Here is a 26,420-nt window from a genome sequence, read left to right as displayed (position 1 = left end):
AGAACAGCAAGCCACCACGCAACGATTTAGCAGGGATATGACATGGATAAATTAGGCGAACACATTTCCCATCAGTTTGACGAGGAGCTGGAAGATGTCCGTAATCTTGTTATGCAGATGGGCGGCATTGTCGAGCAGCAACTCGGTGATGCTATCAAGGCACTGACTGACCGGGATGAAGCCCTGGCTGAAATCGTTATTACCAGCGATTACAAAGTCAATGCCCTGGAAGTTCAGATCGACGAGGAATGTACCCAGATTATTGCCAAGCGTCAGCCAGCAGCGAGCGATCTGCGTCTGGTGATTGCCGTAATCAAGACCATTACCGACCTTGAACGGATAGGTGACGAAGCCGAGCGAATAGGCCGTATGGCGATGCACTTTGCTGAATCCAGCAGTGATAACAAGATGATTACCGGCATCATTCATATGGGAGAGCGAGCGCACAAGATGCTGCATGACTCGCTGGATACCTTTGCCCGCATGGATGCGGACATGGCCATTGATGTCGCGCGTCAGGACCTCAAGATCGATAAACAATACGAAAGTATCCTGCGCGAATTAATGACCTACATGATGGAAGATCCCCGCTCCATTCCCGAAGTCATCAACATGATGTGGTCAGCCCGTTCCCTGGAGCGTATCGGTGATCGCGCCCGCAATATCTGCGAGTATGTGATTTATCTGGTGAAGGGCAAGGATGTACGTCACATTAGCCTGGAACAGGTCGAGCGCGATGCGAGGAAGAGCTAAGTTAGTAGTTAGTAGTCGACAGGAGTAGGCCGGACAAAGCGCCAGCGGTGTCCGGCGAACTGCGGGCTAAGTTAGCAGTCGGCAGAGGTTCAGAGCAGGGGCGTGTAACGCCCTTGCGCGTTTATCTAGTTACTAGTTCCTAGCAGCTAGCCCCTCTTCTTATAGCGGAAACACCACCATGTGATCCAGCGCCAGGCTGACCGTGACTTGCTCACCGATGGCAAAATCGTGATGGCTTGGGAACAGGGAGAGGACTTCGGTCTGGTCTTGCAGCTGCAGGGTATACAGAATCTCCGCACCCTTGAAAGCCCGTTGCAATACCTTCCCCTGTAACGACCCTTCCGGGTCAAAGACGATATCATCCGGACGCAGGAGTAATTCCACTTCCGTGCCGGGCTCCCACTCATAGGCCCGATCGCCGCTGATCGTCCCCAGAGTGGTTTTGACTGTCTCCGGGCTGACCAGTGTTCCCCGAACAAAGACCCCCTGACCGATAAAATCGGCGACGAACCGGTTGGCCGGGGAGTGATACAGGTTATAGGCCGTGTCCCGTTGCAGGATATGGCCTTCGCTCATGACGCTGATCTGATCGCCCATGGCAAAGGCCTCGTGCTGATCGTGCGTCACCAGGATGCCGCTGGTGCCCTGCTGCTTGAGGATCTGGCGTACCTCGTTGCTTAACCGCTCGCGCATATCAATATCGAGATTGGAGAACGGCTCATCCATCAGAATCAGCTCGGGGCGCGGCGCCAGTGCCCGGGCCAGGGCGACCCGTTGTTGCTGGCCGCCGGACAGTTCGTGAATATAGCGATTCCCCATGCCGGCGAGGCCGACCACTTCGAGCATTTCATTGGCCAGCTGCTGGCACTCGGACTTGCCCAGGTTTCGCAGACCAAAGGTGATATTGCCGCAGACATCCATGTGCGGGAACAGGGCATAGTCCTGAAACACCATGCCGATATGGCGCTTTTCCGGGGCCAGCGTGTAGCCGGGATAGGAAATGCGTTGTTCCCGTAGCCGGATTTCCCCGCTGTGCAGGGGCTGAAAGCCGGCAATGGCCCGTAATACCGTAGTCTTGCCGCAACCGCTGGGGCCCAGCAGACAGACCAGATCGCCCTGGTTGACATGCAGATTCAGGTTTTCAACGGCAATCACGCCGCGATGGCGGCATTCGATATTTTTCAGCTCGAGCAGCGGCTGGTCCACGTAACACCCTGATATTCAAACATTTCAGGGACACATCATAGCAGATTCATCTGGTGGAGTAAGCCTGTTAAGCGACCGTTGGCGGCGAATCCGACCGAAGCGTCATAAAAACTTCATCTCCTGTTAACGCTACTGTAAGAGATCAACCACAAACTCGTCCCCGTTCATTTGCACACAACACGTGTTGCGTTGTTACAACAAACTTTTGGGGAAGAGACATGAATAAGAAATTGATTGCACTTGCAGTAGCGGGTTCACTGGCAGTACCGATGATGGCCCAGGCCGCTCCGAGCGTCTATGGCAAGGTTCACCTGTCCTATGGCAATGTTGAAGATGGCACTGCTGGCGGTAACGACAACTGGCAGCTGCAGAGTCATGCCTCGCGCGTTGGCGTCAAGGGTGACCGCGATCTGGGCAATGGCCTTTCCGCTATCTACAAGTTCGAATGGCAGGTTGATTATGAGGAAGGTGACGATGCCGGTTTCGACCGTCGTAACATGTATGCCGGTTTGAAAGGCAGCTGGGGCCAGGTCCGTTTCGGCCGTCATGATACGCCGCTGAAAATGGCCCAGGGTAAATTCGATCTGTTTGGCGATACCTCGGGTGACCTGAAAAACGCCGGTGACCAGGATGGTGAAAACCGTCTGGATAACGTCCTGGCCTATCTGGGCAAGTCCGGCAATATCAAGTACGCCATTGCCCTGATCCCGGGTGAAGGTGATGGTACCACTGGCGGTGACGGCCCGGCTGACTCTATCTCTGCTTCTATCGCCTATAGTGATGGTCCGCTGTATGTGGCTCTGGCGCAGGACTCTTACGATGATACCGATGGCTCAGCTGAAAACAGCCTGACCCGTCTGGTCGGTACCTACAAGATGGGCAACATGCAAGTTGGTCTGCTGTGGCAGTCTGGTGTTGAAGGGGCCACGACTACGGGTCAAGACGAAGACTGGCTGGGTGTGAGCTTCAAGACCAAGATCAGTGCCAAAAATTCCTTCAAGGCGCAATACATCACGGTAGAAGACAACGAAACCACTGCACGTGAAGGCACCCTGATGGCCGTGGGTATCGATCACAAGTTCGACAAGAAGACCAGCGGTTATGTGATGTACTCCAATGTGGAAGAAGAAGTAGGCAGCACGACCGACAAGGATGACACCTTCCTCGGCGCCGGCCTGGTTCTGAAATTCTAAAACCGGATTGACAGAATAAAAGAGCACGGAAAGTCGGCAACAGGGACGTTGCCGTCGCTCCGAGAGTTGTTATGTGTGCTTGAGTACCCTGACGTGTGAGAGTGTCAGGGTTTTTTTTGTGCCTGTTTTTCATAAAAGAGAAGAACGCAGAGGGTCTCTCTCGGCTCACTGTAGAACCCCATCGGGTTTCATTCAGCATTTTTCGCGTTGCTCAGGTCATCCTGCCTCCCGCGACACTTGTACATCCCTGTACATCGCGCAGAGATCCGGGTGTTCAGCGTTTTTCAACTGCAACACCGAATCCACTGATTATTAAATTCATTGGTTATTCAGTGTTCTTCGGTGAACTCAGAGTTTCGGTGGTTATATCTGCGTTGGCATGGTGTGCTATAGAAGGAAAAGCTTCCTCTCGCAGAGACGCCAAGACGCAGAGAAATTGATATCACTCATCCCTTGGCGGGCTTCGCGTCTCTGCGAGAGTATAATTAGGACAGGAAATACCAACAGCGGCTTGAGTACCCTGTATTTACCTCAAACCAGGTGCTTGCTTAATCTCCCAGCAATTGCCGCCACTGCTGCGCCTGCTCGGGGTCGGGGGCGATGTCGAACATGCCCTGTTCGTACGTCATGGCCAGGGCGCGGATGGCGTTGGCATTGCCCTGCCGGGCGGCAGCTTCCCACCAGGTGAGGGCTTCGCTGAGCTGGCGGGTCGTGCCGCGGCCATAGGCGAGCATGACGCCGAGATTGTACTGTGATTCGGCATGCCCCACTTCGGCCGCCTGTCGCCACCAGTAGATTGCGTCTTTGGGACTGGGGTAAACGCCACGACCGTCGGCATACAGCATGCCCAGGTTGTAGGCCGCATCGACACTGCCGTATTGCGCGGCCTGTTTAAACCACTCCATGGCGGTACGCGCATCCTGTTTGACGCCCTTGCCCTGCATATACAGCAGGCCAATGTTAAACAGCGCGTCGGGATCGTTCTTTGCCGCCAGGGGCTCCCACAGTTTACGAGCCTGTTCGTAATTGCTCGCCTCGTAGGCCTGCCGACCCTCCTCCAGCGGCCCGGCGCTGGCCACAGAAACAAACAGGCCAAGCAAACAGGGAAGAAGAAATCGAATAGACAATAACCGCATGCACCGCCTCCTTGATACAGACACTTTTTATAGCGACCCTTGAAAGGGGGAACTTTATAATATTTCACCACAGAGGACGCAGAGGTCACAGAGAAATCAATATCTTCCATTTCGTGGAGGTAATGGTGCGTAGAACGCACCCTGCATAGCTTTTCATGTAAATAATGCTACTTTGCGTTCTCCGCGCCTTTGCGTCCTCTGCATTATTTCCAGTGCAGTTAATAAATGCTTCAAACTTAACGCAACTGCGGTTCCAGCTCGGTCGGCACGGCCAGCAGGTGTTCGAGCAGGGCTTTCTGGCTGTGCAGGCGGTTTTCCGCTTCTTCCCAGACCACGCTGTGCGGGCTGTCCATGATCTCGGCAGTGACTTCCTCGCCGCGATGGGCCGGCAGACAATGCATGAAAATGGCATCCTTGTTGGCCAGCGACATCAGCTGGCTGTTGACCTGGAAGGCCTCGAACTGTTGCTTGCGCAGTTCCTGTTCTTCTTCCTGGCCCATGCTGGCCCAGACATCCGTGGTAATCAGATCCACGCCCCGGGCGGCGGCTTTCGGGTCGTTGCTGAGGGTGATGCGATCCCCCGCGGCGGCAACGATCTCGGGATCCGGCTCGTACCCGGCGGGGGTGGCGATCTGCAGCTGAAAATCGAACTGGCGCGCGGCATTGATATAGGAATGGCACATGTTGTTGCCATCACCAATCCAGGCGACGGTTTTGCCCCGGATGGCGCCGCGATGCTCGCGGAAGGTCTGCATGTCGGCCAGCAGCTGGCAGGGATGATAGAGATCGGTTAGCGCATTGATCACCGGGACCTGCGAGAATTCGGCAAAACGCTGCACGGTGTCGTGGGCATAGGTGCGGAGCATGATGATATCCACCATGCGCGACAGCACCCGGGCGCTGTCTTCCACCGGCTCACCACGACCGAGCTGGGTGTCGCGTGGCGACAAAAAGATTGCGTGGCCGCCGAACTGGGCCATGCCGGTTTCGAACGAGACGCGGGTGCGGGTGGAGGATTTATCGAAGATCATCCCCAGCACCTTGTTCTTCAGTGGTTCGTACACGGCACCGCGGTGCTGCATCTGTTTGAGTTCGATAGCCCGATCGATGATCTGATCGAGCACATGGCCTTCAATATCCAGCAGGGTCAAAAAGTGTTTCACCATCGTGCTTTTCCTCTTGTGGCGGGGTGTCAGGCCAGAAAGCCTGTAATCAGTTCACTCACGCCATTGATAATCTGTTCGGCTTCTTCATCGCTGAGTATCAGCGGCGGCAGCAGGCGCACCACGTTGCCGGCGGTGACATTGATCAACAATCCCCGTTCCAGAGCCTGTTGCATCAGTTCCCCGCAGGGTCGGTCCAGTTCCACCGCCAGCATCAGTCCCTTGCCCCGGCATTCGACGACGCCCGGCGTTTGCGCCAGTAATTCGTACAGCCGGTTCAGCATGTACTGCCCCAGCCAGCCGGCCCGTGCGCCCAGATGTTCGTGTTCGATGGTCTCGATCACCGCGAGGGCCGCAGCACAGACCAGCGGGTTGCCGCCGTAGGTACTGCCGTGCTGACCGGGCTGGAACAAACCGGCGGCCCGCCCCCGGGCCAGACAGGCACCGATGGGCACCCCGTTGCCCAGCCCCTTGGCCAGGGTTATGACATCCGGCTGAATATCACTGTGTTGAAACGCGAACCACTGGCCAGTGCGGGCCATGCCGGTCTGGATCTCATCGACGATCAGCAGCCAGTCGTGCGTATCGCACAGGCGGCGCAACTGTGGCAGGTAGTCCTCGGCGGGGATACGTATCCCGCCTTCTCCGGTGATCGGCTCGACCATGATCGCCACGATGTCATCCCGCTGTGCGGCCAGCTGTTCGATCGCTCTCACGTCGTTATAGGGCACATGCACAAAGCCGGGCACCAGCGGCTCAAAGCCGGCCTGAACCTTTGGGTTGCCAGTCGCGCTCAGGGTAGCCATGGTACGACCGTGAAAGCTGCCGTCCATCACTACGATCGTTGGCGTGTCGATCTGTTTTTGCCGGCCGTGAAGCCGCGCCAGCTTGATCGCCGCCTCATTGGCCTCGGCGCCGGAATTGCAGAAAAAGGCGTTGTCCATCCCGGCAATCGCGGTCAGGCGCGCGGCCAGTTGTTCCTGTCTGGCGATGTGATACCAGTTAGAGGTATGCACCAGCGTGTGGGCCTGTTCGGCAATGGCTTCGGCGAGCGCCGGATGGGCGTGCCCCAGACCGCAGACTGCGACACCGCTCAGGGCGTCCAGATAACGCCTGTCGTCGGCATCCCACAGCCACGCCCCTTCACCCCGGACAAAGGCGACAGGCAGCGGCGCATAATTGTGCATCAAATGATCGGCCATTTTTCAGGTTCCGCTAATTTACCGGTTCAGGAAAATAAAACGGCAGCCCTGCCGGACTGCCGGAAAACCGTTAATTCTAGCCCTCCGCTCCCCGAAGTCAAATAAAACCCTTGCCTTCGGGAGGGCCGAGGGACGAGGGACGAGTGACGAGGTGGGTTTGCCAGGGGGCTGGATTAAATAAAAACGGCCCGGTTGTCGGAGACAATCGGGCCGTTTTGTTTGGCTGACACGTTCTGTCAGGAAACAGGGGAAAAGTTAGCGGGGTCGCGGGGTTTGTTTTCCTCGTCCCTCGTAACTCGTCCCTCGTCCCTGTGTTTTTAGAACGGCAACCCGTGCCCGTGAGCAATCATGCCCAGTACCATCGGGATCGACAGCAGGGTGTTGGTGCGCGAGGCCATCAGGGCGATGGTCTTGGCCTTGCCCTTTTCTGCGTCGGAAGCCTCGACCATACCCAGCACTTTCTTCTGGTTCGGCCAGATCAGGACCCAGACGTTGAACAGCATGATGGTGCCCAGCCAGGCGCCCATGCCGATCGCCTGATAACCTTCCTGGAAGGTGAAGGCCGCGACAAAGCCGGAACCGTCGGCGGTATGCATCGCTTCCAGGGCCAGTGCACCGGTGATCCAGGTGGCAACAGCCGCCCAGCGGAACCACAGCAGCGCGCGCGGAGCGACATACTTGCCGATGGCCGCCGGTCCGGGACCGTCAGAGTCCGCCGTGGCAGCGGCCTGGGCCGGCACCTGAACAAAGTTGAAGTAGTAGAGCAGACCAATCCAGGTAATGCCCACCAGGACATGGACCCAGACCCAGAAATACCACGGGTTGATGGCGCCTTCACGACCCATCACAAAAATGATGATGATCGCCAGGACGATGCCGGAGACGATCGTGCCGGTAATTGACTTGAGTGGATTCATAATGGTTTTTTCCCCTCTGTAGGTTTAGGTTTGTTAGTTAGATTGTTCTGTGGAGCTTAATTTGAGTATTTTACTATAGTATTTCGCTGATGGTCACCCCTGTTTGAACCCGCGGCGGGTTCAAACACCGCGGTGGGTGCTACAATCGTTCGCTCGCGAAGTAGAGTAGTGTGTTTCATGGATGCTGTCGACCTGAGTATTTTTGCCAGCCGACTCGATGCGGTCAGTGATGAAATGGGCGCTGTGCTGCAGCGTGCGGCTTTTTCACCCAATATTCGCGATCGGCTCGATTTCTCCTGTGCCATTTTTGATGCCCGCGGACAGTTATGCGCGCAGGCAGCGCATATTCCGGTACACCTGGGCAGCATGGCCTATGCCATGGCGGATATTGTGCGGCAGATCGACTGGCAACCGGGCGATATGGTGATCGTCAATGATCCCTATCTGGGCGGCACCCATCTGCCCGATGTCACCGTCATTGCCCCCCTGTTCGTGGCAGATGAGCTGCTGGCCTTTGTCGCCAACCGTGCGCACCATGCCGATATCGGGGCCGAGTCGCCCGGCTCCATGCCGATTTCCGGCTCCCTGGAGGAGGAGGGACTGGTTCTGGCCCCGACCAAACTGGTCAGGGCGGGGCAGCTGGATAGCCCGTTCCTGGAAAATATCCTGCGCCAGGTACGCAGCGGCACGACCGGGCGGGGCGATTTTGCCGCCCAGATGAGCGCCAATCGCGCCGGCCTGGCGCGGCTCGCCGAACGGGTCGAGGCCCTGGGGCCGACGGCGTTTACCCGCGGGCTCGTCGAGCTGAACGAGTATGCCGAGCGCCTTGCCAGCGAGGCCCTGCGGGTGATCCCCGACGGCGAATACCGGTTTGTCGATTATCTGGACGATGACGGACTCGGCCATACTGATCTGGCCATCGCTGTGACATTGCAGGTGCATAACGGGAGTGTCACGGTCGACTTTGCCGACACCGCATTGCAGACACCGGGGAATGTGAATTGCCCCCTGTCGGTGGCCGCCGCCGCGGTCTATTACGTGTTTCGTTGCCTGATGCCGCCACAGACCCCGGCCTGCGCCGGGAGTTTTCGTCCCATCAAGCTCGAGGCGCCCGAGGGCTGTCTGGTCAATGCCCGGCGCCCGGCCGCCGTGGCCGCCGGCAATGTCGAGACCAGCAGCCGCATCGTGGATGTGGTCATGGGCGCTCTGGCTGAAGCCTTGCCGCAGCGGATCCCCGCCGCCAGCCATGGCAGTATGAACAATCTGGCCATGGGATATGCGGGGGGCCATGCCGGCGAGCCAGGAACCCCCGGCTGGGACTATTACGAGACTATCGGTGGCGGGATGGGCGCGGGACGTCATGGCGGCGGCCTGTCCGGCATCCAGACGCACATGACCAACACGCGCAATACCCCGCTGGAAGTCCTCGAATCCAACTATCCCCTGCGTCTGCGTCGCTATGCCCTGCGTACCGACTCCGGCGGCGCGGGTGCGCGCCGTGGCGGCGACGGCCTGATCCGCGAATTCGAATTCCTCGCCCCCGCCTCGGTCACGCTATTAACCGAACGGCGCACCCATGCGCCCTGGGGGCTGGCGGGCGGCGAGCCGGGGCAGCCGGGCGTCAACCGTCTCAACGGCGATCCGTTGCCCGGTAAGGTGCGTCTCGATGTTAAGGCTGGGGATGTGTTGAGCATCGAAACACCCGGTGGCGGCGGTTTTGGCAAACCCGCCGCCAGTGACGAGGGACGAGTGACGAGGGACGAGGAAAAGCATTAACCACGAAGACGCGAAGACACGAAGGAAAACAAATCGTTTTCTACATCCACGAGCTTTGGATTTCCTGCTCATGTGTGAGCAGCAGGGACAGCCTGCTATTCTGGCAGATGGTCTTTGGAAGTTATCTCTGATACAAAAATATTGAATTTAATAGGGACGAGAACGTGGTGTTTCCTCGTCACTCGTCCCTCGTTACTCGGACCTGTTTCTGAGGGACGAGGAAAAATATTAACCACCAAGTCACGAAGACACGAAGAATAACAAGCTTTTTGAAACGTTGAGGAATGGTAAGATGCAGATGTAGGTCAGGTTGCGCGCAGCGCTACCTGACATTCTCCGTATCGGCAGGGATGTTATCACGCAGGCTAACGCCAGCGTGACCTACAAGGCTGTTGCAGTATTTTTCAGAACATTTATGACAAAGTAATTTAATTCAAATCTTGAAGGATGAGTGATGGGTTTCCTCGTCACTCGTCCCTCGTAACTCGGACCTGTTTTTACATGTGTGGCATCTGCGGTGAATTAAGACTCGACGGTAAACAGGCGGAACTGGATTCGGTAAAACGGATGCTGCCGGCGCTGGCGCGGCGCGGGCCGGATTTTGAGAACAGCTGGTCGAAGGATCCGATCGCGCTGGGCCACCGGCGGCTGGCGATCATCGATCTTTCCGAACGTTCCAACCAGCCGCTGGTGGACGAGTCGCTTGGGCTGGTGCTGGTGTTCAACGGTGCCATTTATAACTATCGCGAGCTGCGCGCCGAGTTTATCCGCGAAGGCTATTCGTTCAACTCCGACGGCGATTCGGAAGTGATCCTCAAGGCGTATCACAAATGGGGCGAACGCTGTCCCGAACATCTGCACGGCATGTTTGCCTTTGCCATCTGGGATTTGAATAAACAGACATTGTTTCTCGCCCGCGATCGCATGGGCATCAAGCCACTCTATTATTCGCTGGATAATCACCGCTTGTTGTTTGCCTCGAACCTGCCGGCGATTCTGGCAGTCGGCGGCGTGGATACGGAGGTGGACCCGGTGGCGCTGCATCACCAGTTCACCCTGCACGGCGTGGTGCCGGCGCCACATACTATTTTAAAGGGCGTGCGCAAGCTGGTGCCCGGCACCTCTGTCACTTTCGCCCGCGACCAGGCACCGCGTGAACGTCGTTACTGGCATTTAAAAGCCCAGCGTCCGGCGCAGCCGAAAAGCGAAGCCGAATGGACCGAAGCGATTCACGATGCCCTGCGCGATGCCGTGCGCAAGCGACTGGATGTGGCCGATGTCCCGGTCGGGGTGTTGCTCTCCGGCGGGCTGGACTCCAGTTTGCTGGTCGCGTTGCTGGCCGAGGCGGGGGTGAAGGATCTGCGCACCTTTTCGATCGGCTTCGAGGATCAGCCCGAGGAAAAAGGCAGCGAGTTCGAATACTCGGATCAGGTGGTGGCGCGCTACCAGACCCGGCACCAGAAATATCACATTGCCAATGAAGAGGTGTTGCCACGCCTGCCCGAGGCGGTGGCGCAGATGGCCGAGCCGATGTTCGGTCAGGATGCGGTGGCCTTCTACCTGCTGGGCGAACGGGTCTCACAGGAGGTCAAGGTGGTGCAGAGCGGCCAGGGCGCCGACGAGGTGTTCGCCGGTTATTTCTGGTTTTCACAAATGCAGCAGGATACCGCAGGCACGGACCTGGAACGCTTTGCCCGCTATTACTTCGATCGCCCGCACAGCGAATTCAACGAGATGGTGACCGAACCCTATCGCGGCGCGGATGTCACCGGTCAGGTGATTGCCGACCTGCTGGGTGAGCCTGGCGCCGACGAGTTTATCGACCGGGTGCTGCGCATGGATGTCACCACCCTGATCGTCGACGATCCGGTCAAGCGGGTAGACAACATGACCATGGCCTGGGGGCTGGAGGCGCGGGTGCCGTTCCTCGATCACCAGCTGGTGGAACTGGCCGCGCAGATGCCGCCGGAGTTCAAGCTGGGTAACGGCCCGGGGGGCGAGGGGGCCAAGCATATCCTCAAGCGGGTCGCCCGTGGCCTGGTGCCGGATGCGGTGATCGATCGGCCCAAGGGGTATTTCCCCATGCCGGCACTCAAATACGTACGCGGTGAATTCCTTGATTTCATGCGGGATCTGGTCAATTCCGACGCCTGCCGGGCACGGGGAATCTACCAGCGGGAGTACGTGGACAAGCTGCTGGCCGCGCCGGATCAACACTTTACGGCGCTGCGCGGTAGCAAGCTCTGGCATATGGCCCTGCTGGAACTGTGGTTTCAGACCCACGTCGACCCCTTGAAAAAAGTCTGATCCGGCAGCATTTGTAAGAACACAGGTTCCTTTTATACCAGAGTATTTTGCTATGGTATTTTCGCGGCAAACCGGTTATATTAGATAACACTGATTTTAGTGGCACGCCCGGGCGGCGTTGCCGATCACAAACACCAATATCGAGGTGCGAGTAAATGGATGCATTGGAACGAATCGACGACATTGTCAAAAAGAACCCGGTTGTGATCTTTATGAAAGGCACTCCCACCATGCCCCAGTGCGGCTTCTCCAGCCGGGCGGCGCAGGCACTGATGGAATGCGGCAAGGAATTCGCTCACGTCAACATCCTGACCGATCCCGAAATTATGGAAAACCTGCCCAAATACCAGAACTGGCCGACTTTCCCGCAGATCTACATCAACGGCGAACTGATCGGCGGTTGCGACATCACCCTGGAAATGTACCAGAAAGGTGACTTGCAGAAGATGGTGGGCGAAGCCGTCGAGTAAACGGCAAGCCTCTTTCGCACGACCCAAAACCCGGCCCAGGCCGGGTTTTTTGTTTCATTTTTCTATGCTCTGGGAAACAACGCGGAGGCCGCGGAGGCGCGGAGTACTTATCATGATTATTCATCAGCCGACCATTAGAACAGGATAACTCAAGGCTTCTACTAAATTTTTACCAAACAATTAACTCAATTCTTTTCTCCGCGCCTCCGCGACCTCCGCGTTTATTTAGATAATCTATTTATTATTTTTCAGCCTGATTTCAGCTTGACCTCCCAGACTGTGTTCCCAGAGTCAGGAGGTGGCTATGATGAATACAGAGAAAGAAGTCCGTGTCTGGGACGTTTTTGTGCGATTTTTTCACTGGGCGCTGGTGCTGAGCTTTATGCTTGCCTATCTCAGTAGCGAGGATGAATGGCTGGCGGTGCATACCTTCGCCGGTTATAGCATTTTGCTGTTGATCGGCCTGCGCCTGATCTGGGGGCTGGTCGGCACGCGTCATGCCCGCTTCCGTGATTTTGTCAAACACCCCGTTGAGATCAAACAGTATCTCAAAGAGGTGTTCCTGTTGCGGCCCAAACGTTACCTGGGCCACAACCCCGCCGGTGGTGCCATGATTGTGCTGATGCTGATCGCCCTGCTGGTGACCACGCTGAGCGGGCTGGCTACCTATGCCGTGGAAGAGGGCGCCGGGCCGCTGGCAGGGTGGATCGCACATGAATCCGCGAGCCGGGAAGTGGTCGAAGATGTTCATGAGTTTTTCGCCAACTTCACCCTGTTACTGGTGGTGTTCCATGTGGCGGGGGTATTGCTGGAAAGTCTGCTACATCGGGAGAACCTGGTACGGGCGATGTTCACCGGCAAAAAATCATTACACGTCGATTAATAGAGAAGGAGATGATGATGCGTTACAAAGCAGGACTGTTTGTTATTTTAGCGGCCGGCGGTATCGGCCTGCTTGCCAGCCAGGGAATCGCCGTGATGGACTCCGCCCGAGCGGATGATAAACTGGATTACCGGGAGGCGCGGGAATTGCGTCAGCAGGGAAAAATCCTTTCCCTGCAGGAAATCTTGCAGCGGGTTGAAAAGGACTATCCCGGCCAGGTTATCGAGACCGAACTGGAGCGCGAACACGGCAGTTATATCTATGAGCTGGAGATTCTGACCGACAATGACCGGGTCATTGAACTGGAAGTGGATGCCGCCAGTGGCAAGATTCTGAAAACCGAGGAAGAGGACTGAAACTTGCGACTGCTACTGGTCGAGGACGAAACGGAACTGGCCGCTTCGCTTAAGGCGAAGCTGGTCGATGCCGGTTATGTCGTCGACCTGGCCCACGATGGGATAGAGGGCGAATACCTGGGTCGGGAGTTTGAGTACGACACCATCATCCTGGATCTGGGACTACCGGAACGCAGCGGCCTGGAGGTATTGCAAAACTGGCGTGAGGCAAAGATTACCACCCCGGTGTTGATCCTGACCGCGCGGGACAGCTGGCAGGACAAAGTGACCGGTCTGCAGACCGGAGCGGATGATTACCTGGCCAAGCCGTTTCATAGCGAAGAGTTACTGGCCCGGATTCAGGCGTTGATCCGCCGTCGCTATCAACCGGCGGGCGGAAGTCTGCAGGGCGGGGAGTGGGTATTGAATGAAGAGACCCAGTCTGTCAGTAACGGCGAGCAAAGCTTTCAGTTGACCGGCACCGAATATCGCTTGTTGCGTTATTTCATGCTCAACCCGGGCAAGGTGCTGTCCAAAGCCCGACTCACCGAACATGTGTATGAAATGGACACGGATCGGGACAGCAATGTCATCGAAGTGTATGTCCGTCGTTTGCGGGATCGTCTGGGCAAGGACATCATCCAGACCCGACGTGGGCAGGGCTACATTTTCGCGCCATGATATTCCGTTCCCTGCGCGCCAATCTCAACCTCGGTCTGCTGGTGACCATCATTGTGCTGGCCGTCGTGCTGTGGACGCTGATCGGTATCGCGGTGGAAAAGATCACTGGCGAGTATATTCAGACCCGGCTGGCACACGATGCCGAAAGCCTGCTGGTGGCGACCGATTTCGATGCCGACGGGACACTGCGACTGGATGAGCAGAAAATCCAGAATATCTATCATCGACCTTTCTCCGGCCACTATTTCATTATTCAATCCGCTAACAACACACGTTATTCCCGGTCGTTGTGGGATGAAACGTTAAATGTTCCAAAGAACGGTACAGCAAGCAATGAGCTAATCAGCCATCAGCGCGGTCCACGCAACCAGACCCTGCTGGTTCGCCAGCAGCGTTATGCAAAACAGGGTCAGGAGCTGCTGATTGTCACGGCCGAGGATGTTTCGCACATCGCCGTGCAGATCGACGGATTCCAGAAACAGTTCGGTGCGGCGATTCTGCTGATTATTATCGTTTTGCTTGCGGCGCAAACTACGATTATCCATTTTGTCATGCGACCGGTCCGACAGGCGCAACAGGCTATAGGTCAACTCGAATCGGGGCAGGTCAACCAGCTGCCCGAACATGTTCCCGCCGAAGTATTACCGCTGGTCAGGGAAGTTAACCGGCTGCTGCAACGTCAGCAACAACGCCTGGAGCGTTCGCGCCATGCCATGGGCGACGTGGCGCATGCCATCAAAACTCCCCTGGCGCTGATCCATCAATGGTATGAATCCCTCGATGAATCAGAACAACAACGCCATGAGCCGGTATTACGGCAGATCCGGCAAATCCGCCAGCGAGTCGACAGCGAACTCAAACGGGCCCGCCTGGCCGGTGACCGGCGCAGTCATAAACGGTTTCATCTGCAACAGGATTTAGACCCGCTACTCGATACGCTACAGCGGTTGTATCACGACAAAACCATCGTGCCCGAAGTACACAACGCAGGCGATGTGCTGCTGCCCCTGGAGAAGGGGGACGCCACCGAACTGCTGGGTAACCTGCTGGACAATGCCTGGAAATGGGCAAACAGCTGTATTCGTCTGGCGTTTTCCTTCGAACAGAATGAGCGGCTGTGTATTACCATCGAGGACGATGGCCCCGGCATCGAGCCGCATCAGGCTACTACCCTGCTGCAACGCGGCCAGCGCCAGGACGAAACCGTCAGCGGCCATGGCATCGGCCTGTCCATCGTCAAACAAATCGTCGAAAGCTACCACGGCAGCCTGCAACTGGATCACAGCGAACAGCTCGGTGGTTTGCGGGTTTCAATTTCACTGCCTTCGAGTGAGACAGAAAGAGCATAACGCATAGGCGCAAAGGCGCAGAGGGCACAAAGGAAATATATTAATTGGTCCGCTTAAACCGTAGGCCGGATCAAGCGAAGCGGATCCGGCAATTCCCTGGCCGTAACAGGTTTTACTGTAAAAGGTGGCTCCGCTAACGCGTGAGCCACCCTGCAACTTCATAATAAATAACTTTGCGGTTCTCTGCGCTTTTGCGCCTCTGCGTTAAAATCTCTTTATATTATTCCGGCGCGTTCATCTCGTCCCAGCGGTTGATGATGTGGCAGAACAGTTCGGCGGTGCGCTCGGCGTCGTAGACGGCGGAGTGGGCTTCGCTGTTGTCCCATTCGATACCGGCAGCTTTGGCGGCGCGGGCCAGCACGGTCTGGCCGAAGGCGAGTCCGCCCAGGGTCGCGGTATCGAAGGTGCTGAACTGGTGAAAGGGCATTTTCCTGAAACCCTGGCGGCTGGCCGCCGCCTTGATGAAGCCAAGATCGAAAAACGGGTTATGGCCGACCAGGATTGCCCGGCTGCATTGCTGAACCCGGATCATCTCGGCGATGGGCTCAAAAATCAGTTCCAGGGCTTCAGCTTCGGGTTTTGCCATGCGAAACGGATGATAAGGATCGATGCCGGTGAACTCCAGTGCTCTGGGGTCCAGCTGTGCGCCTTCAAAGGGTTCAACATGGCAGGCAATGGTTTCGGCGGATTTGACCCGGCCTGCGCGATTCATGATGATTGGCACGGCAGCGATTTCGAGCAGGGCATGGCTGTGAGAATCGAATCCGGCAGTTTCCACATCGACCACGACAGGCAGAAAACCACGAAAACGTTTGGAAATATGAGACATCGGTCAGCCTTGAACATTGCAGGGTAACGGCGGCGGTGCGTATTATCACAGGTCTGTTGCATCCGGGAAAGAGAAGGGACGGGGTTTTCATGAAACAGGACTATTTCGGAGTCTCGCGTATTATTACCGCGGGATTGCTGTTGTTAACGCTTTGTGTCGCGCAGGCAACGGAACAACAGGGCATTTTGTGGGAAGTGATCCCTGAATCGGGCCAGACGAGCTATCTGCTCGGTACCATTCATAGCGAGGATCCCCGGGTAACTCGCTTGCCCGATCCGATACAAAAGACGTTTGACCAGTCAAAAATCTTTTGTGCCGAAATGAAAATGGACGCAACCACGCAGATCCGGATGAGTCAGGGAATGATGTATCTCGACGGCCAGAAACTGGACGAGCAGATCGAACCTGAACTGTATGAAAAAACCCGGGCTTTGATCGGGCATTACGGCATTCCGGCGCAGATGGTGCCCATGCTCAAACCCTGGGCGGCCGGATTACTGCTAAGTGTGCCCAAACCCGAATCAGGTATGTTTCTCGATTATCTGTTGTACCAAACCGCGCAGGAACAGGATAAGGAACTGTGTGGCCTGGAAACTCCCGAAGAAGTCATCGAGCTGTTTGACAACACACCATTGACGACCCAGATCAGCCTGTTGCGGGTCGCTGTACGCGAACACAGTAACCTGGAACATATGGTCGAGGAGATGCTGCAGGTTTACCTGGCACGCGATCTTGACGAGTTGCTCGAGTTCAGCGAAAGGGAACTGGAAAAATCAGGCAAGGATGTCAGCGCCCTGGTCAATGACAGCCTGATCGAGCAACGGAATCGCAACATGCTTGAGACTATGCAGGTGAAATTGAAAAAAGGTAACGCTTTTATCGCCGTCGGCGCCCTGCATCTGCCCGGCGACGTCGGACTGTTACGCATGCTGGAAGCGCAGGGGTATCGGGTCAAAGCCATCTATTAAAGGCAGTACTTAGTTCTTAGTTCTTAGTACTCAGCATTCTGTCCCTGTTTTCACCGGTTGGTGGGAGCGCCCCACGGGCGCGATGTTGGGCGATGGTGAAGTCGAGGTCGAAGCCCGCTCCCACAGGTAAAGGCAGAGCCTAGTACTTAGAACTTAGAACTTAGAACTAAGTACTCAGCACTAATCTTTTATTCGCCAGTGAACAACTTCCCCGGCGCGCAGCGGGATCAATTCTTCTTCGCCAAATTTCATGCTGCTCGTCACGGTCCACTCTTCCCGGATCAGGGTGATGCGATCGGTATTGCGGGGCAGGCCGTAAAAATCGGCGCCGTAATGGCTGGCAAAGCTTTCCAGCTTGTCCAGTGCGCCCGCTTCATCGAAGGCTTCGGCATACAGTTCCAGCGCGGCATGCGCTGAATAGATACCGGCACAGCCACAGGCCGATTCCTTGGCATGACGCGGATGTGGCGCGCTGTCGGTGCCGAGAAAAAATTTGCCTGTGTCACTGATCGCCGCCTTGAGCAGTGCCTGGCGATGTTGCTCCCGCTTGAGGATCGGCAGGCAAAAGTGGTGCGGGTTCATGCCGCCGCGGAACATGGCATTGCGGTTCATCAGCAGGTGATGCGGGGTGATGGTAGCGCCCAGGTTGGCGGGAGCGGCATGTATGAACTCGGCGGCCTGGCGGGTGGTGATGTGTTCCAGCACGACCCTGAGTGTCGGGAACCGTTCGAGTAACGGGCGCAGGGTACGATCGATATACACTGCTTCACGGTCGAAGATGTCGATGTCCGGTTCGGTGGCTTCCCCGTGAATCAGTAATGGCAAACCGCTTTCGGCCATCGCTTCGATGGCGTTATAGGTCTTCTCGATGGCAGTCACGCCCGCCGCCGAGTTGGTTGTAGCGCCGGCGGGATAGAGCTTGACGGCATAGACATCCGGATGCCCGGCGGCTTTGTGAATTTCTTCCGGCGTGGTGTCATCGGTGAGGTACAACGTCATCAATGGATTGAACGGGGAGCCCTCTGGCAGCGCAGCCATAATCCGTTGCCGATAGGCCAGGGCCTGTTCGACCGTGGTGACCGGAGGTTTGAGATTGGGCATGATGATTGCGCGGGCAAAGCGCCGGGCGGTATCGCCCAGCACGTCCTGTAGTACATCACCGTCGCGCACATGCAGGTGCCAGTCGTCCGGGCGGGTAAGGGTAAGTTGATCCATTGGGATATTATGCCGCTTATCAGAGTCAGGTGCCAGATTGGCAGTACGGCGATCGGTGGATTAACCTTTGTTCCCCGCTCTTCACGGTGAAGGGCAGTTCAGGGCGCGGGCATTTCGGCTGGCGATCGCTTCAGTTTTGCCTGGAGCCCGGTCCCGGTTCGATGGTCCCGCCGGGACGAATCCAGTCGTCGCCCTGCTGCTCGACTTCGAAGCGCGCCCAGACAGCAAACTCTTCGCGAGTACAGGCGCCGGTATTATAACGGCCCTGGCCGGCGACAATCTTGTAAATGACCTTATCGCGGGCAGGATCCTCATGCGGAGATTCATCGATAATGTGGCGTATCTGCCACTGGTTGCCGTGTTGTCCATTACTGTAAAAGTGATCGAGCCTGATATCTTCCGGTCGAAGGCATTTGCTTTGTGAATATTCAGAGGCCAGTGAATAAAGGCGTTTCAGGTCATCGGCGTTAATATCCACCAGCATATCCATTTTACGGATCGCGTAATCGATATCGTCCCGGGCCAGAGTCGGGATATTATCTTTCTGTGGTTGTGTCGGACCGCCTTTTGAAAAAGATTTCATCAGGCTGGCAGGATAGCGTCGCCACGGGAAGAAATAGTTGAAAATAATGGCCACCGCAAAGATTACCAGCGTATTGAGCATGATTGGCATCAGGATATAACCGTAGCCCAGTGAATGGACCGCATCGCCACCGATGACAGCCGCCAGGGCGGTCGCGCCACCGGGAGGATGGATGCAGGAAAGATAATGCATGGCCCCGATCGCCAGACCGACGGCCAGGGCGGCGGCAACAAAGGTGTCGGGCACCAGCTGGTAACAGGCCACGCCAATGATCGCGGAAACCGCATGCCCGCCAAGTAGTGACCATGGTTGCGACAACTTGCCGTGGGGAACCGCGAACAGCAGCACGGCCGAGGCGCCCATGGAGGGGACGATCAACACCGAGCCTTCCACACCGGTGAACCCGTAGGTAATCGCCATGATCATGAAGATCCCGGCAAACCCGCCGACTGTTGAGGCAATCCGTTCGGCGTGACTGACCTGGTCCAGAGAAAAACCGAAAAATTCTCTAACGTTCATTGTTTATTTTCCCAACTTGGCCACCTGTGTATGACGAAAGCAGGTGGTGAGGTGATCGTTGACCATACCAACGGCCTGCATGTAGGCATAACAGATCGTTGGCCCCACAAACCGAAAACCGCGCTGTTTGAGATCCCGGCTCATGGCTTCCGATTGTTGGGTCGATGCCGGTACCTGGGCATCGCTTTTCCACTTGTTCTGTATCGGCTGCCCGTCAACAAACTGCCAGATATAATCGCAAAAGCGGCCCTGTTGTTCACGCAGCTGAAGAAAAGCCCGCGCGTTGCTGATGGTTGATTCAATTTTTAACCGGTTGCGAACGATAGCAGGGTTGTTCAGTAATTTGTCTATTCTGGTGCGTGAGAAGCGAGCGATCTTTTCCGCGTCAAAATTGTGGAAAGCATCGCGATAGGCCTCGCGTTTTTTCAAAATGGTGATCCAGCTCAGTCCCGCCTGGGCGCCTTCAAGAATTAAAAACTCGAACAGCAGCCGGTCATCGTAAACCGGCACACCCCATTCGTAATCGTGATAATCGAGGTAGATTTGATCGGGCCCGGCCCAGCCGCAGCGGTGTGGCATGGTGTTGTTCCATAGTGATTAATCTTCAAGATTAAAAAATCTCGCAGAGACGCCAAGACGCAGAGTATTATCAAACTGACTTTTGCCAGTTAAATGGGCCTTCTGTCGCTATCTGACTTTACGGGCTCTGCACCTCTGCGAGAGGCGACTATTTAAACCAAGTAAACTCTCGCAGAGACGCGAAGGCGCAGAGTATTATCAAACTGACTTTGCGGGCTCTGCGTCTCTGCGAGAGGATAAAATTCAACTGAAAAAATCGTGCCGACTCGCCAGAGCCCTAATCGTGGATGCCGCCGCGGGTCAGGGCCGCCGGGTCCAGCAGTTTTTTCAATTCATCTTCACTGAGATCGGTCATCTCCATGGCCACCTCGATCACCGGGCGGTTTTCGGCATAGGCGCGTTTGGCGATCGCCGCGCCTTTTTCGTAACCAATGACCGGATTCAGGGCGGTGACCAGGATCGGGTTACGATCCAGCGCGGCCTTGATGGCGGCCTCGTTGACCTTGAAGCCGGCAATGGCGCGATCGGCCAGCAGGCGGGCGCTGTTGCCCAGTAGCTGAATGCTTTGCAGCAGGTTGTAGGCAATCACCGGGAGCATGACATTCAGCTGGAAGTTTCCGGACTGGCCGGCGACGGTGATGGTGGTGTCGTTGCCGATCACCTGGGCGCTGACCATGGCGGCGGACTCGGGAATCACCGGGTTGATCTTACCCGGCATGATGGAGCTGCCCGGTTGCAGGGCGGGTAGTTCGATCTCGCCCAGCCCGGCCAGCGGGCCGCTGTTCATCCAGCGCAGGTCGTTGGCGATCTTCATGATACTGACGGCGACGGTCTTGAGCTGGCCGCTGACTTCCACCGCCGTGTCCTGACTGGCCAGCCCGACAAACGGGTTGGCCTGGGCGCTGAAGTCGACGGTAGTCTGATTTTTCAATTCAGTGGCGACCGCCGGACCGAAATCGATGTGGGCGTTAATCCCGGTGCCCACTGCGGTACCGCCCTGCGGCAGGGCCTGCAGGCGGGGCAGACTGTTTTGCAGACGCGCGATGCCATCGCGAATCTGATCGCGCCAGGCATTGAGTTCCTGTTGCAGGGTGATGGGCATGGCATCCATCAGGTGGGTGCGGCCGGTCTTGACCACGCCCTTGAGTTCATTGCCCTTGTGGTCGAGAATTTTTGTCAGATGCTGTAACGCCGGCAACAGTTGCTCGTGAATTTCCAGCGCGGCACTGACCTGCAGGGCCGTGGGAATCACATCGTTGGAACTCTGACTCATGTTGACGTGATCGTTGGGGTGCACACTCAGGTTGTCATCGCAGGCCAGGTGTGCGACCACCTCGTTGGCGTTCATGTTGGTACTGGTGCCCGAACCGGTCTGAAAGACATCGATGGGGAAATGTTCATCGAATTCACCCGCGGCGACCCGCAGGGCGGCTTGCTGAATGGCTTCGGCCCGGGCGTTGTCCAGCAGACCCAGTTGCCGGTTGGCCCCGGCGCAGGCGTGCTTGACCAGGCCCAGGGCACGGATAAACGCGCGCGGCAGGGGCAGGCCGCTGACCGGGAAGTTATCCACCGCGCGCTGGGTTTGCGCGCCGTACAGGGCCTCGGCCGGGACGCGCAGTTCACCCAGGCTGTCTTTTTCGGTTCGGTACTCTTGGCTCATATGATTTCCTGATCAGGCTGATTCACGAACTTCCCAGTCGCGGATTTTTTCTTCCACGACGCGCCATTTCTCATCCGCCTCCAGCTCCAGCATGATGTCCTTGTTCAACACCACCGCTTTGCCGTTGCGGGCGGACAGGGTCTCTTCCACCTGGAAAGCGACCCGGCGCAGGGCCTGGGTCTTGATTCTAACCACTTTATAATTAAGGCGGGTGAGCAGGTCGTGCTCGAATTCGTTTTTGCGCCGCTGGCGCCAGCCGTCGTAGTCGATCGTCTCATGGCCGGGCACCCCGTAGACCCGGACATGGGGCGAGACCAGGGACATATGTTTTTCCAGATCCTGCGTGGCCACGGACTTGCTCATGTTGTCGAGCCACTGATAGATCGCTTGTTCCTGAGACATGCTAAAACCCGATTGTCTGACGTGTAAGTGTCTGTCGGCGGGGGCCATTCCGTTGCGGGAGGCCAACCGGTCCACAGTTTTGAATTTTAGTTGCTGATTTTAAAGGATAATTGTACTTTTGTAATCCGCCTGTCAGGGGGATTTTTCTTGACCTTGTCAGTTAAAACGTCGATCATACGCGGCTTTGAATTAGGGGGATGGGGTACAATACCCGTAACATCTTCATTTAGCTGCAAAATAAGACAAGGATCCCTATGAAAGACGCGGACAAAAAACGCCTGCTGCGGGAAATGATGTTTTTCCGCCGCTTCGAGGATCGCACGTTCGAAGCCTATATGGAACGCAAGGTCGGTGGCTTTTTGCATCTCTACTCCGGCCAGGAAGCGGTGGCCACAGGAGTCCTGGAGATGGCCAATGTCGGCAAGGGCCAGGAAAACGATTACGTCATCACCGGCTATCGCGATCATATTCACGCCATCAAGACCGGCGCGCAACCGCGCGAAGTCATGGCGGAACTCTATGGCAAGGAGACCGGTTCCTCCAAGGGGCGCGGCGGCTCCATGCATATTTTCGATGCCAGCCAGAATTTCATGGGCGGTTACGCCCTGGTGGGTCAGCCGTTTCCGCTGGCCGCCGGCCTGGCGATGGGCGCCAAGCACAAGGGCAGCGGCCAGATCGCCATCTGTTTTCTGGGTGACGGCGCCAACAACCAGGGCACTTTCCACGAGACCCTGAACATGGCCTCGGTCTGGGAACTGCCGGTGCTGTTCGTGTGCGAGAACAACCTGTACGCCATCGGTACCCACATCGATCGTTCCACCGCCGTGCGCGATCAGTACAAGCGTGTCTGCGCCTATGACATGAAGGCCAGCCAGCACGACGGCATGGACATCGACACCGTGATGGAAGCCTCCAAAGAGGCGATCGATTACGTGCGCAAGGAACAGAAACCCTATTTCATTGAATTCATGACCTACCGCTATCGCGGCCACTCCATGTCCGACGCCAAGGGCTATCGCACCAAGGACGAGGAAGAAGTATGGATGGAGCGCGATCCGATTCGCCTGTATGGCGATCGCCTGATCGAAGCCGGGCTGGTCAGCAAGGACGACCTCAAGCAATGGGACAAGGAGATCGGTGACGAAATCGAAAACGACATCATCAAGTTCGCCGAAGAGAGTCCGGAGCCGAAGGTCGAGGATCTGAACAAATACGTACTGGACGATAACCCGGATCCGCGCTGGGTCGGGCCACTGCATAAATAAGAGGATTTACAACAATGGCAGAAACGGCATATTGGGAAGCGATCCGCCGGGCCCACGATGAAGAGATGGCGAACGATCCGATGGTGATCGCCATGGGCGAGGACATCGGCGTCGTTGGTGGTACCTACAAGGCCACCTCCGGCCTGTACGACAAGTACGGTCCGCAGCGCATCATCGATACCCCCATTTCCGAGAACTCCTACACCGGGATCGGCATCGGTGCCTCCATGGTCGGCATGCGTCCGGTCATCGAGATCATGTCCATCAACTTTGCGCTGCTGGCGCTGGATACCCTGATCAACGCCGCGGCGAAAATCCGCTACATGTCCGGCGGCCAGCTGCAGTGCCCGATCGTGATGCGCACCCCGGGCGGGACCGCCCATCAGCTGGCGGCCCAGCACTCGGCCCGCCTGGCGCGCATGTTCATGTCTACCTCCGGCCTGCGCGTGGTCACCCCGCGCGGTCCGCTGGACGCCTACGGCATGCTCAAGTCCGCGATTCGCTCCAACGACCCGGTGATCATCATCGAGCACGAGCAGATGTATAACCTCAAGGAAGAGATTCCCGACGAGGAGTACTTCCGCCCGCTGGAAGGCGCCGAGGTCGTGCGCGAAGGCACCGACATCACCCTGATCGGTTACAACTTCAGCGTGCACCTGTGCCTGGAAGCGGCCAAACGCCTGGAAGCCGACGGCGTCAGCGCCGAGGTCGTGGACCTGCGCGCGCTCAAGCCGATCGATCGCGAGACCATCCGCACCTCGGTGGAGAAGACCCACCGCGTGGTCGTGGCCGAGGAAGACGAGGCCCCGGTCGGCGTCGGTTCGGAGATCATCACCGGCATCATCGAGGACTGCTTCTTCGCCCTCGATTCCCAGCCCGTGCGTGTCCATGCCGCCGACGTCCCGGTGCCGTACAACGCCAAGCTGGAAAAAGCCGCGATCCCCAGTGCCGACGACGTCTACCACGGCGCCCTCAAGGCTCTGGGCAAGATCTAAAAATGTAGGCCGGGTCGCGACCCGGCGGTCGGCCGGCCCGGTGGGCCGGCCCACAGCTTAAAGAATACGGAAAATCATGGCTGAACCTTATATTATAAAAATGCCCCAGCTCTCCGACACCATGACCGAAGGCGTGGTGGTCAGCTGGGAGAAAAACATCGGCGACAAGATCGAGCGCGGCGATATCGTCGCCACGGTCGAGACCGACAAGGCGATCATGGACGTGGAAGTGTTCCGCGAGGGGTATCTCTCCGGGCCGCTGCAGCCGGTGGACGCCACCATCCCGGTGGGCGAGGCGATGGGTTACCTGGTCGCCAGCGCCGACGAAGTCCAGAGCGAGGGCGAAGCCCCGGTCGCGGCCGCCGCCGGCAGTGACAGCGGTGAACCGGCCCAGCCCGCCGAAGCTGCTGCCGAATCCGAACCGGCCCAACCCGCCGAACAGGCTCCGGCCGAGGACGCCTATACCATCAAGATGCCCCAGCTCTCCGACACCATGACCGAGGGCGTCATGGTCAGCTGGGAGAAGAACCTCGGTGACAAGATCGAGCGCGGCGATATCGTCGCCCAGGTCGAGACCGACAAGGCGATCATGGACGTGGAAGTGTTCCGCGAGGGGTATCTCTCCGGCCCCATGGCCGAGACCGATGCCACCATCCCGGTGGGCGAGGCCATCGCCTACCTGGTGAGCGACGCCGCCCAGGTGCTCGACAGCACCAAATCCGCTAGCAGCAGCGCCCCGGCCGAAGCCGCCGCGGCCAAACCCAAGTCCGAGCCGCACGGCACCGCCAAGCCCAAGACCCGTATCGCCGCCCAGCCGCACGGCGCCACCCCGGCGCCGCGGCCGAGCAACAAGAACGCCACCCCGTACGCCCGCCAGCTGGCCGGCGCCCACGGGATCGATCTCAACAGCGTGCCGGGCAGCGGCCCGGGTGGCGCCATCGTTGCCGCCGACGTACTGAACAGCAACATCCAGAAGTCCACCACCCAGCGCATCTACCAGGTGCCGGGCGAAGGTCGGCCGATGACGGCGATGGAAAAGGCCGTGGCGCACAACATGGAGTACTCGCTCTCCATGCCGCTGTTCCGCGTCACCAGCCACATCGATCCCTCGGCGCTGAAGACCGCTTCCAAGGCCAAGGGCTTCTCGCTGACCGTGACCCTGGCCAAGGCCGCCGCGCTGGCCATCGACAAGCACCCGGTGGTCAATGCCGTCTACCAGCATGAAGATCGCATCGTCGAGCGCGAGCAGATCGACGTCGGCCTGGCGGTGGAAACCGACGGCATGGGCCTGGTGGTGCCGGTGCTGCGCGATGCCGGCAACCGCGAGGTGGCCGATCTGGCCGCCGGCTGGAAAGACCTGGTGGATCGCGCCCGCGCCCGTCGCCTCAAGCCGGATGAATACTCCAACCCGACCTTCACCATCTCCAACATGGGGATGCTGGGGGTCAGCCAGTTCGACGCGATTCCCTCGCCGGGCACCTCGGCGATCTTCGCCATTGCCACCGTCGGCCCGCAGGGCATGCCGGTGACCATCACCGCCGACCATCGTATCGTCAACGGCGCCGACGCCGCCAAGTTCCTCGGCACCTTCAAGGAGCTGGTCGAGAACCCGACCTGGCTGGATGCCGCCGCCGCGCCGGCGGCCGGTACCTCGGCCATGGGCATGGCTGCCCCCAAAAGTGATCAGGCCAGTGAGCCGAGCTTTAAATTACCCGAAGGCGACTGGGACTACGACGTGGTCGTCATCGGCGGCGGCCCCGGCGGCGAGGACTGCGCCCGGGATCTCAAAGAACATGGCTACAAGGTCGCCATGATCAACGACTCGCCGTTCCCCGGCGGCGAATGCCTGTGGCGCGGCTGCATCCCGTCCAAGGCGTGGCGCGCCGCCGCCGACAGAATCAGAGACAGAGCGCATGACAAGCTGCTCGGCATCAAGGGGACCAACAGTGCCGAGCTGGTCTGGAAGGATCTGGAAAAACACCGCCGCGGCGTGCTCGAAGAGCGCGGCAAGATGGCGCTCAACACCGACAAGGG

At 57.7% G+C, this 26,420-nt stretch carries 24 protein-coding genes; 13 read left to right on the top strand and 11 right to left on the bottom strand.

Going from position 1 to position 26,420, the window contains the following annotated elements; all coding sequences use genetic code 11:
- The first annotated feature begins 42 nt into the window (after window positions 1-42).
- Window positions 43-753: a phosphate signaling complex protein PhoU gene (phoU, locus tag R6U90_RS07810; protein WP_410352111.1), complete on the top strand. Its 711-nt coding sequence runs from the start codon at window positions 43-45 to the stop codon at window positions 751-753.
- A gap of 159 nt (window positions 754-912) precedes the next feature.
- On the opposite strand, the gene R6U90_RS07805 is transcribed toward phoU, so the two are convergent.
- On the bottom strand, window positions 913-1,959 hold the full coding sequence (locus tag R6U90_RS07805) for an ABC transporter ATP-binding protein (RefSeq protein ID WP_410352110.1): 1,047 nt from the start codon (window positions 1,957-1,959) through the stop codon (window positions 913-915).
- Between the two features lie 218 nt (window positions 1,960-2,177).
- Between R6U90_RS07805 and R6U90_RS07800 the strand changes: the two genes are divergently transcribed.
- The gene (locus R6U90_RS07800; protein WP_410352109.1) at window positions 2,178-3,152 is read left to right on the top strand and encodes a porin; all 975 of its coding nucleotides are present in this window, start codon (window positions 2,178-2,180) and stop codon (window positions 3,150-3,152) included.
- A gap of 548 nt (window positions 3,153-3,700) precedes the next feature.
- On the opposite strand, the gene R6U90_RS07795 is transcribed toward R6U90_RS07800, so the two are convergent.
- The 4 genes from R6U90_RS07795 to R6U90_RS07780 form a co-directional block, all read right to left on the bottom strand.
- A complete protein-coding gene (locus tag R6U90_RS07795; RefSeq protein WP_410352108.1) occupies window positions 3,701-4,288 on the bottom strand; it encodes a tetratricopeptide repeat protein in 588 nt (195 codons plus the stop codon).
- 236 nt (window positions 4,289-4,524) lie between these two features.
- Window positions 4,525-5,454, bottom strand: a complete 930-nt coding sequence (gene argF, locus R6U90_RS07790; RefSeq protein ID WP_410352107.1) for an ornithine carbamoyltransferase — start codon at window positions 5,452-5,454, stop codon at window positions 4,525-4,527.
- A gap of 26 nt (window positions 5,455-5,480) precedes the next feature.
- Window positions 5,481-6,653 (bottom strand): acetylornithine transaminase, encoded by a 1,173-nt coding sequence (locus R6U90_RS07785; RefSeq protein ID WP_410352106.1) that lies wholly within the window; start codon window positions 6,651-6,653, stop codon window positions 5,481-5,483.
- Between the two features lie 317 nt (window positions 6,654-6,970).
- Window positions 6,971-7,570 carry a urate hydroxylase PuuD gene (locus tag R6U90_RS07780; protein ID WP_410352105.1) on the bottom strand — a complete coding sequence of 200 codons (600 nt, stop codon included), beginning with the start codon at window positions 7,568-7,570 and terminating at the stop codon, window positions 6,971-6,973.
- 177 nt (window positions 7,571-7,747) lie between these two features.
- Here R6U90_RS07780 and R6U90_RS07775 point away from each other — a divergent pair, with 177 nt between their 5' ends.
- The 7 genes from R6U90_RS07775 (at window position 7,748) to R6U90_RS07745 (ending at window position 15,371) form a co-directional block, all read left to right on the top strand.
- Window positions 7,748-9,346, top strand: coding sequence for a hydantoinase B/oxoprolinase family protein (locus R6U90_RS07775; protein WP_410352104.1), 1,599 nt, complete (start codon window positions 7,748-7,750; stop codon window positions 9,344-9,346).
- A gap of 501 nt (window positions 9,347-9,847) precedes the next feature.
- Complete coding sequence (locus R6U90_RS07770; protein ID WP_410352103.1) at window positions 9,848-11,653, top strand: N-acetylglutaminylglutamine amidotransferase; 1,806 nt, start codon at window positions 9,848-9,850, stop codon at window positions 11,651-11,653.
- Between the two features lie 155 nt (window positions 11,654-11,808).
- Window positions 11,809-12,123: a Grx4 family monothiol glutaredoxin gene (gene grxD / locus R6U90_RS07765; protein ID WP_410352102.1), complete on the top strand. Its 315-nt coding sequence runs from the start codon at window positions 11,809-11,811 to the stop codon at window positions 12,121-12,123.
- Window positions 12,124-12,427: 304 nt separating this feature from the next.
- Window positions 12,428-13,006 carry a cytochrome b/b6 domain-containing protein gene (locus tag R6U90_RS07760; RefSeq protein ID WP_410352101.1) on the top strand — a complete coding sequence of 193 codons (579 nt, stop codon included), beginning with the start codon at window positions 12,428-12,430 and terminating at the stop codon, window positions 13,004-13,006.
- Between the two features lie 17 nt (window positions 13,007-13,023).
- Window positions 13,024-13,362, top strand: a complete 339-nt coding sequence (locus R6U90_RS07755; protein WP_410352100.1) for a PepSY domain-containing protein — start codon at window positions 13,024-13,026, stop codon at window positions 13,360-13,362.
- 3 nt (window positions 13,363-13,365) lie between these two features.
- On the top strand, window positions 13,366-14,022 hold the full coding sequence (locus R6U90_RS07750; RefSeq protein ID WP_410352099.1) for a response regulator transcription factor: 657 nt from the start codon (window positions 13,366-13,368) through the stop codon (window positions 14,020-14,022).
- Window positions 14,019-15,371 (top strand): sensor histidine kinase, encoded by a 1,353-nt coding sequence (locus R6U90_RS07745; RefSeq protein ID WP_410352098.1) that lies wholly within the window; start codon window positions 14,019-14,021, stop codon window positions 15,369-15,371. The genes R6U90_RS07750 and R6U90_RS07745 overlap by 4 nt, the downstream gene beginning before the upstream one ends.
- Before the next feature lie 220 nt (window positions 15,372-15,591).
- On the opposite strand, the gene rnt is transcribed toward R6U90_RS07745, so the two are convergent.
- Window positions 15,592-16,200, bottom strand: a complete 609-nt coding sequence (gene rnt / locus R6U90_RS07740; protein WP_410352097.1) for a ribonuclease T — start codon at window positions 16,198-16,200, stop codon at window positions 15,592-15,594.
- An 89-nt stretch (window positions 16,201-16,289) separates the two neighbouring features.
- On the opposite strand from rnt, the gene R6U90_RS07735 reads away from it, so the two are divergent.
- Entirely contained in the window at window positions 16,290-17,168 is an 879-nt protein-coding gene (locus R6U90_RS07735) for a TraB/GumN family protein (protein WP_410352096.1), read from the top strand.
- Between the two features lie 180 nt (window positions 17,169-17,348).
- On the opposite strand, the gene pyrC is transcribed toward R6U90_RS07735, so the two are convergent.
- The 5 genes from pyrC to R6U90_RS07710 form a co-directional block, all read right to left on the bottom strand.
- Window positions 17,349-18,383: a dihydroorotase gene (gene pyrC, locus R6U90_RS07730; RefSeq protein WP_410352095.1), complete on the bottom strand. Its 1,035-nt coding sequence runs from the start codon at window positions 18,381-18,383 to the stop codon at window positions 17,349-17,351.
- A gap of 130 nt (window positions 18,384-18,513) precedes the next feature.
- Window positions 18,514-19,485 carry an HPP family protein gene (locus tag R6U90_RS07725; protein ID WP_410352094.1) on the bottom strand — a complete coding sequence of 324 codons (972 nt, stop codon included), beginning with the start codon at window positions 19,483-19,485 and terminating at the stop codon, window positions 18,514-18,516.
- A gap of 3 nt (window positions 19,486-19,488) precedes the next feature.
- Window positions 19,489-20,064: a DNA-3-methyladenine glycosylase I gene (locus R6U90_RS07720; protein WP_410352093.1), complete on the bottom strand. Its 576-nt coding sequence runs from the start codon at window positions 20,062-20,064 to the stop codon at window positions 19,489-19,491.
- Between the two features lie 277 nt (window positions 20,065-20,341).
- On the bottom strand, window positions 20,342-21,724 hold the full coding sequence (locus tag R6U90_RS07715) for a class II fumarate hydratase (RefSeq protein ID WP_410352092.1): 1,383 nt from the start codon (window positions 21,722-21,724) through the stop codon (window positions 20,342-20,344).
- A 12-nt stretch (window positions 21,725-21,736) separates the two neighbouring features.
- Complete coding sequence (locus tag R6U90_RS07710; protein WP_410352091.1) at window positions 21,737-22,126, bottom strand: hypothetical protein; 390 nt, start codon at window positions 22,124-22,126, stop codon at window positions 21,737-21,739.
- A 254-nt stretch (window positions 22,127-22,380) separates the two neighbouring features.
- Between R6U90_RS07710 and pdhA the strand changes: the two genes are divergently transcribed.
- The 3 genes from pdhA to R6U90_RS07695 all read left to right on the top strand — a co-directional run.
- Complete coding sequence (gene pdhA / locus R6U90_RS07705; RefSeq protein WP_410352090.1) at window positions 22,381-23,391, top strand: pyruvate dehydrogenase (acetyl-transferring) E1 component subunit alpha; 1,011 nt, start codon at window positions 22,381-22,383, stop codon at window positions 23,389-23,391.
- Between the two features lie 14 nt (window positions 23,392-23,405).
- Window positions 23,406-24,386, top strand: coding sequence for an alpha-ketoacid dehydrogenase subunit beta (locus R6U90_RS07700; protein ID WP_410352089.1), 981 nt, complete (start codon window positions 23,406-23,408; stop codon window positions 24,384-24,386).
- A 76-nt stretch (window positions 24,387-24,462) separates the two neighbouring features.
- A partial coding sequence (locus R6U90_RS07695; RefSeq protein WP_410352088.1) for a 2-oxo acid dehydrogenase subunit E2 occupies window positions 24,463-26,420 on the top strand: 1,958 nt, incomplete at its 3' end.

Origin of the sequence: Thiohalophilus sp., assembly GCF_046483665.1 — a bacterium.
Taxonomy (GTDB): Bacteria; Pseudomonadota; Gammaproteobacteria; order UBA6429; family Thiohalophilaceae; genus Thiohalophilus.
Note: the sequence above shows the minus strand (reverse complement) of the source record. Positions and strands in the feature narration are given on the sequence as shown.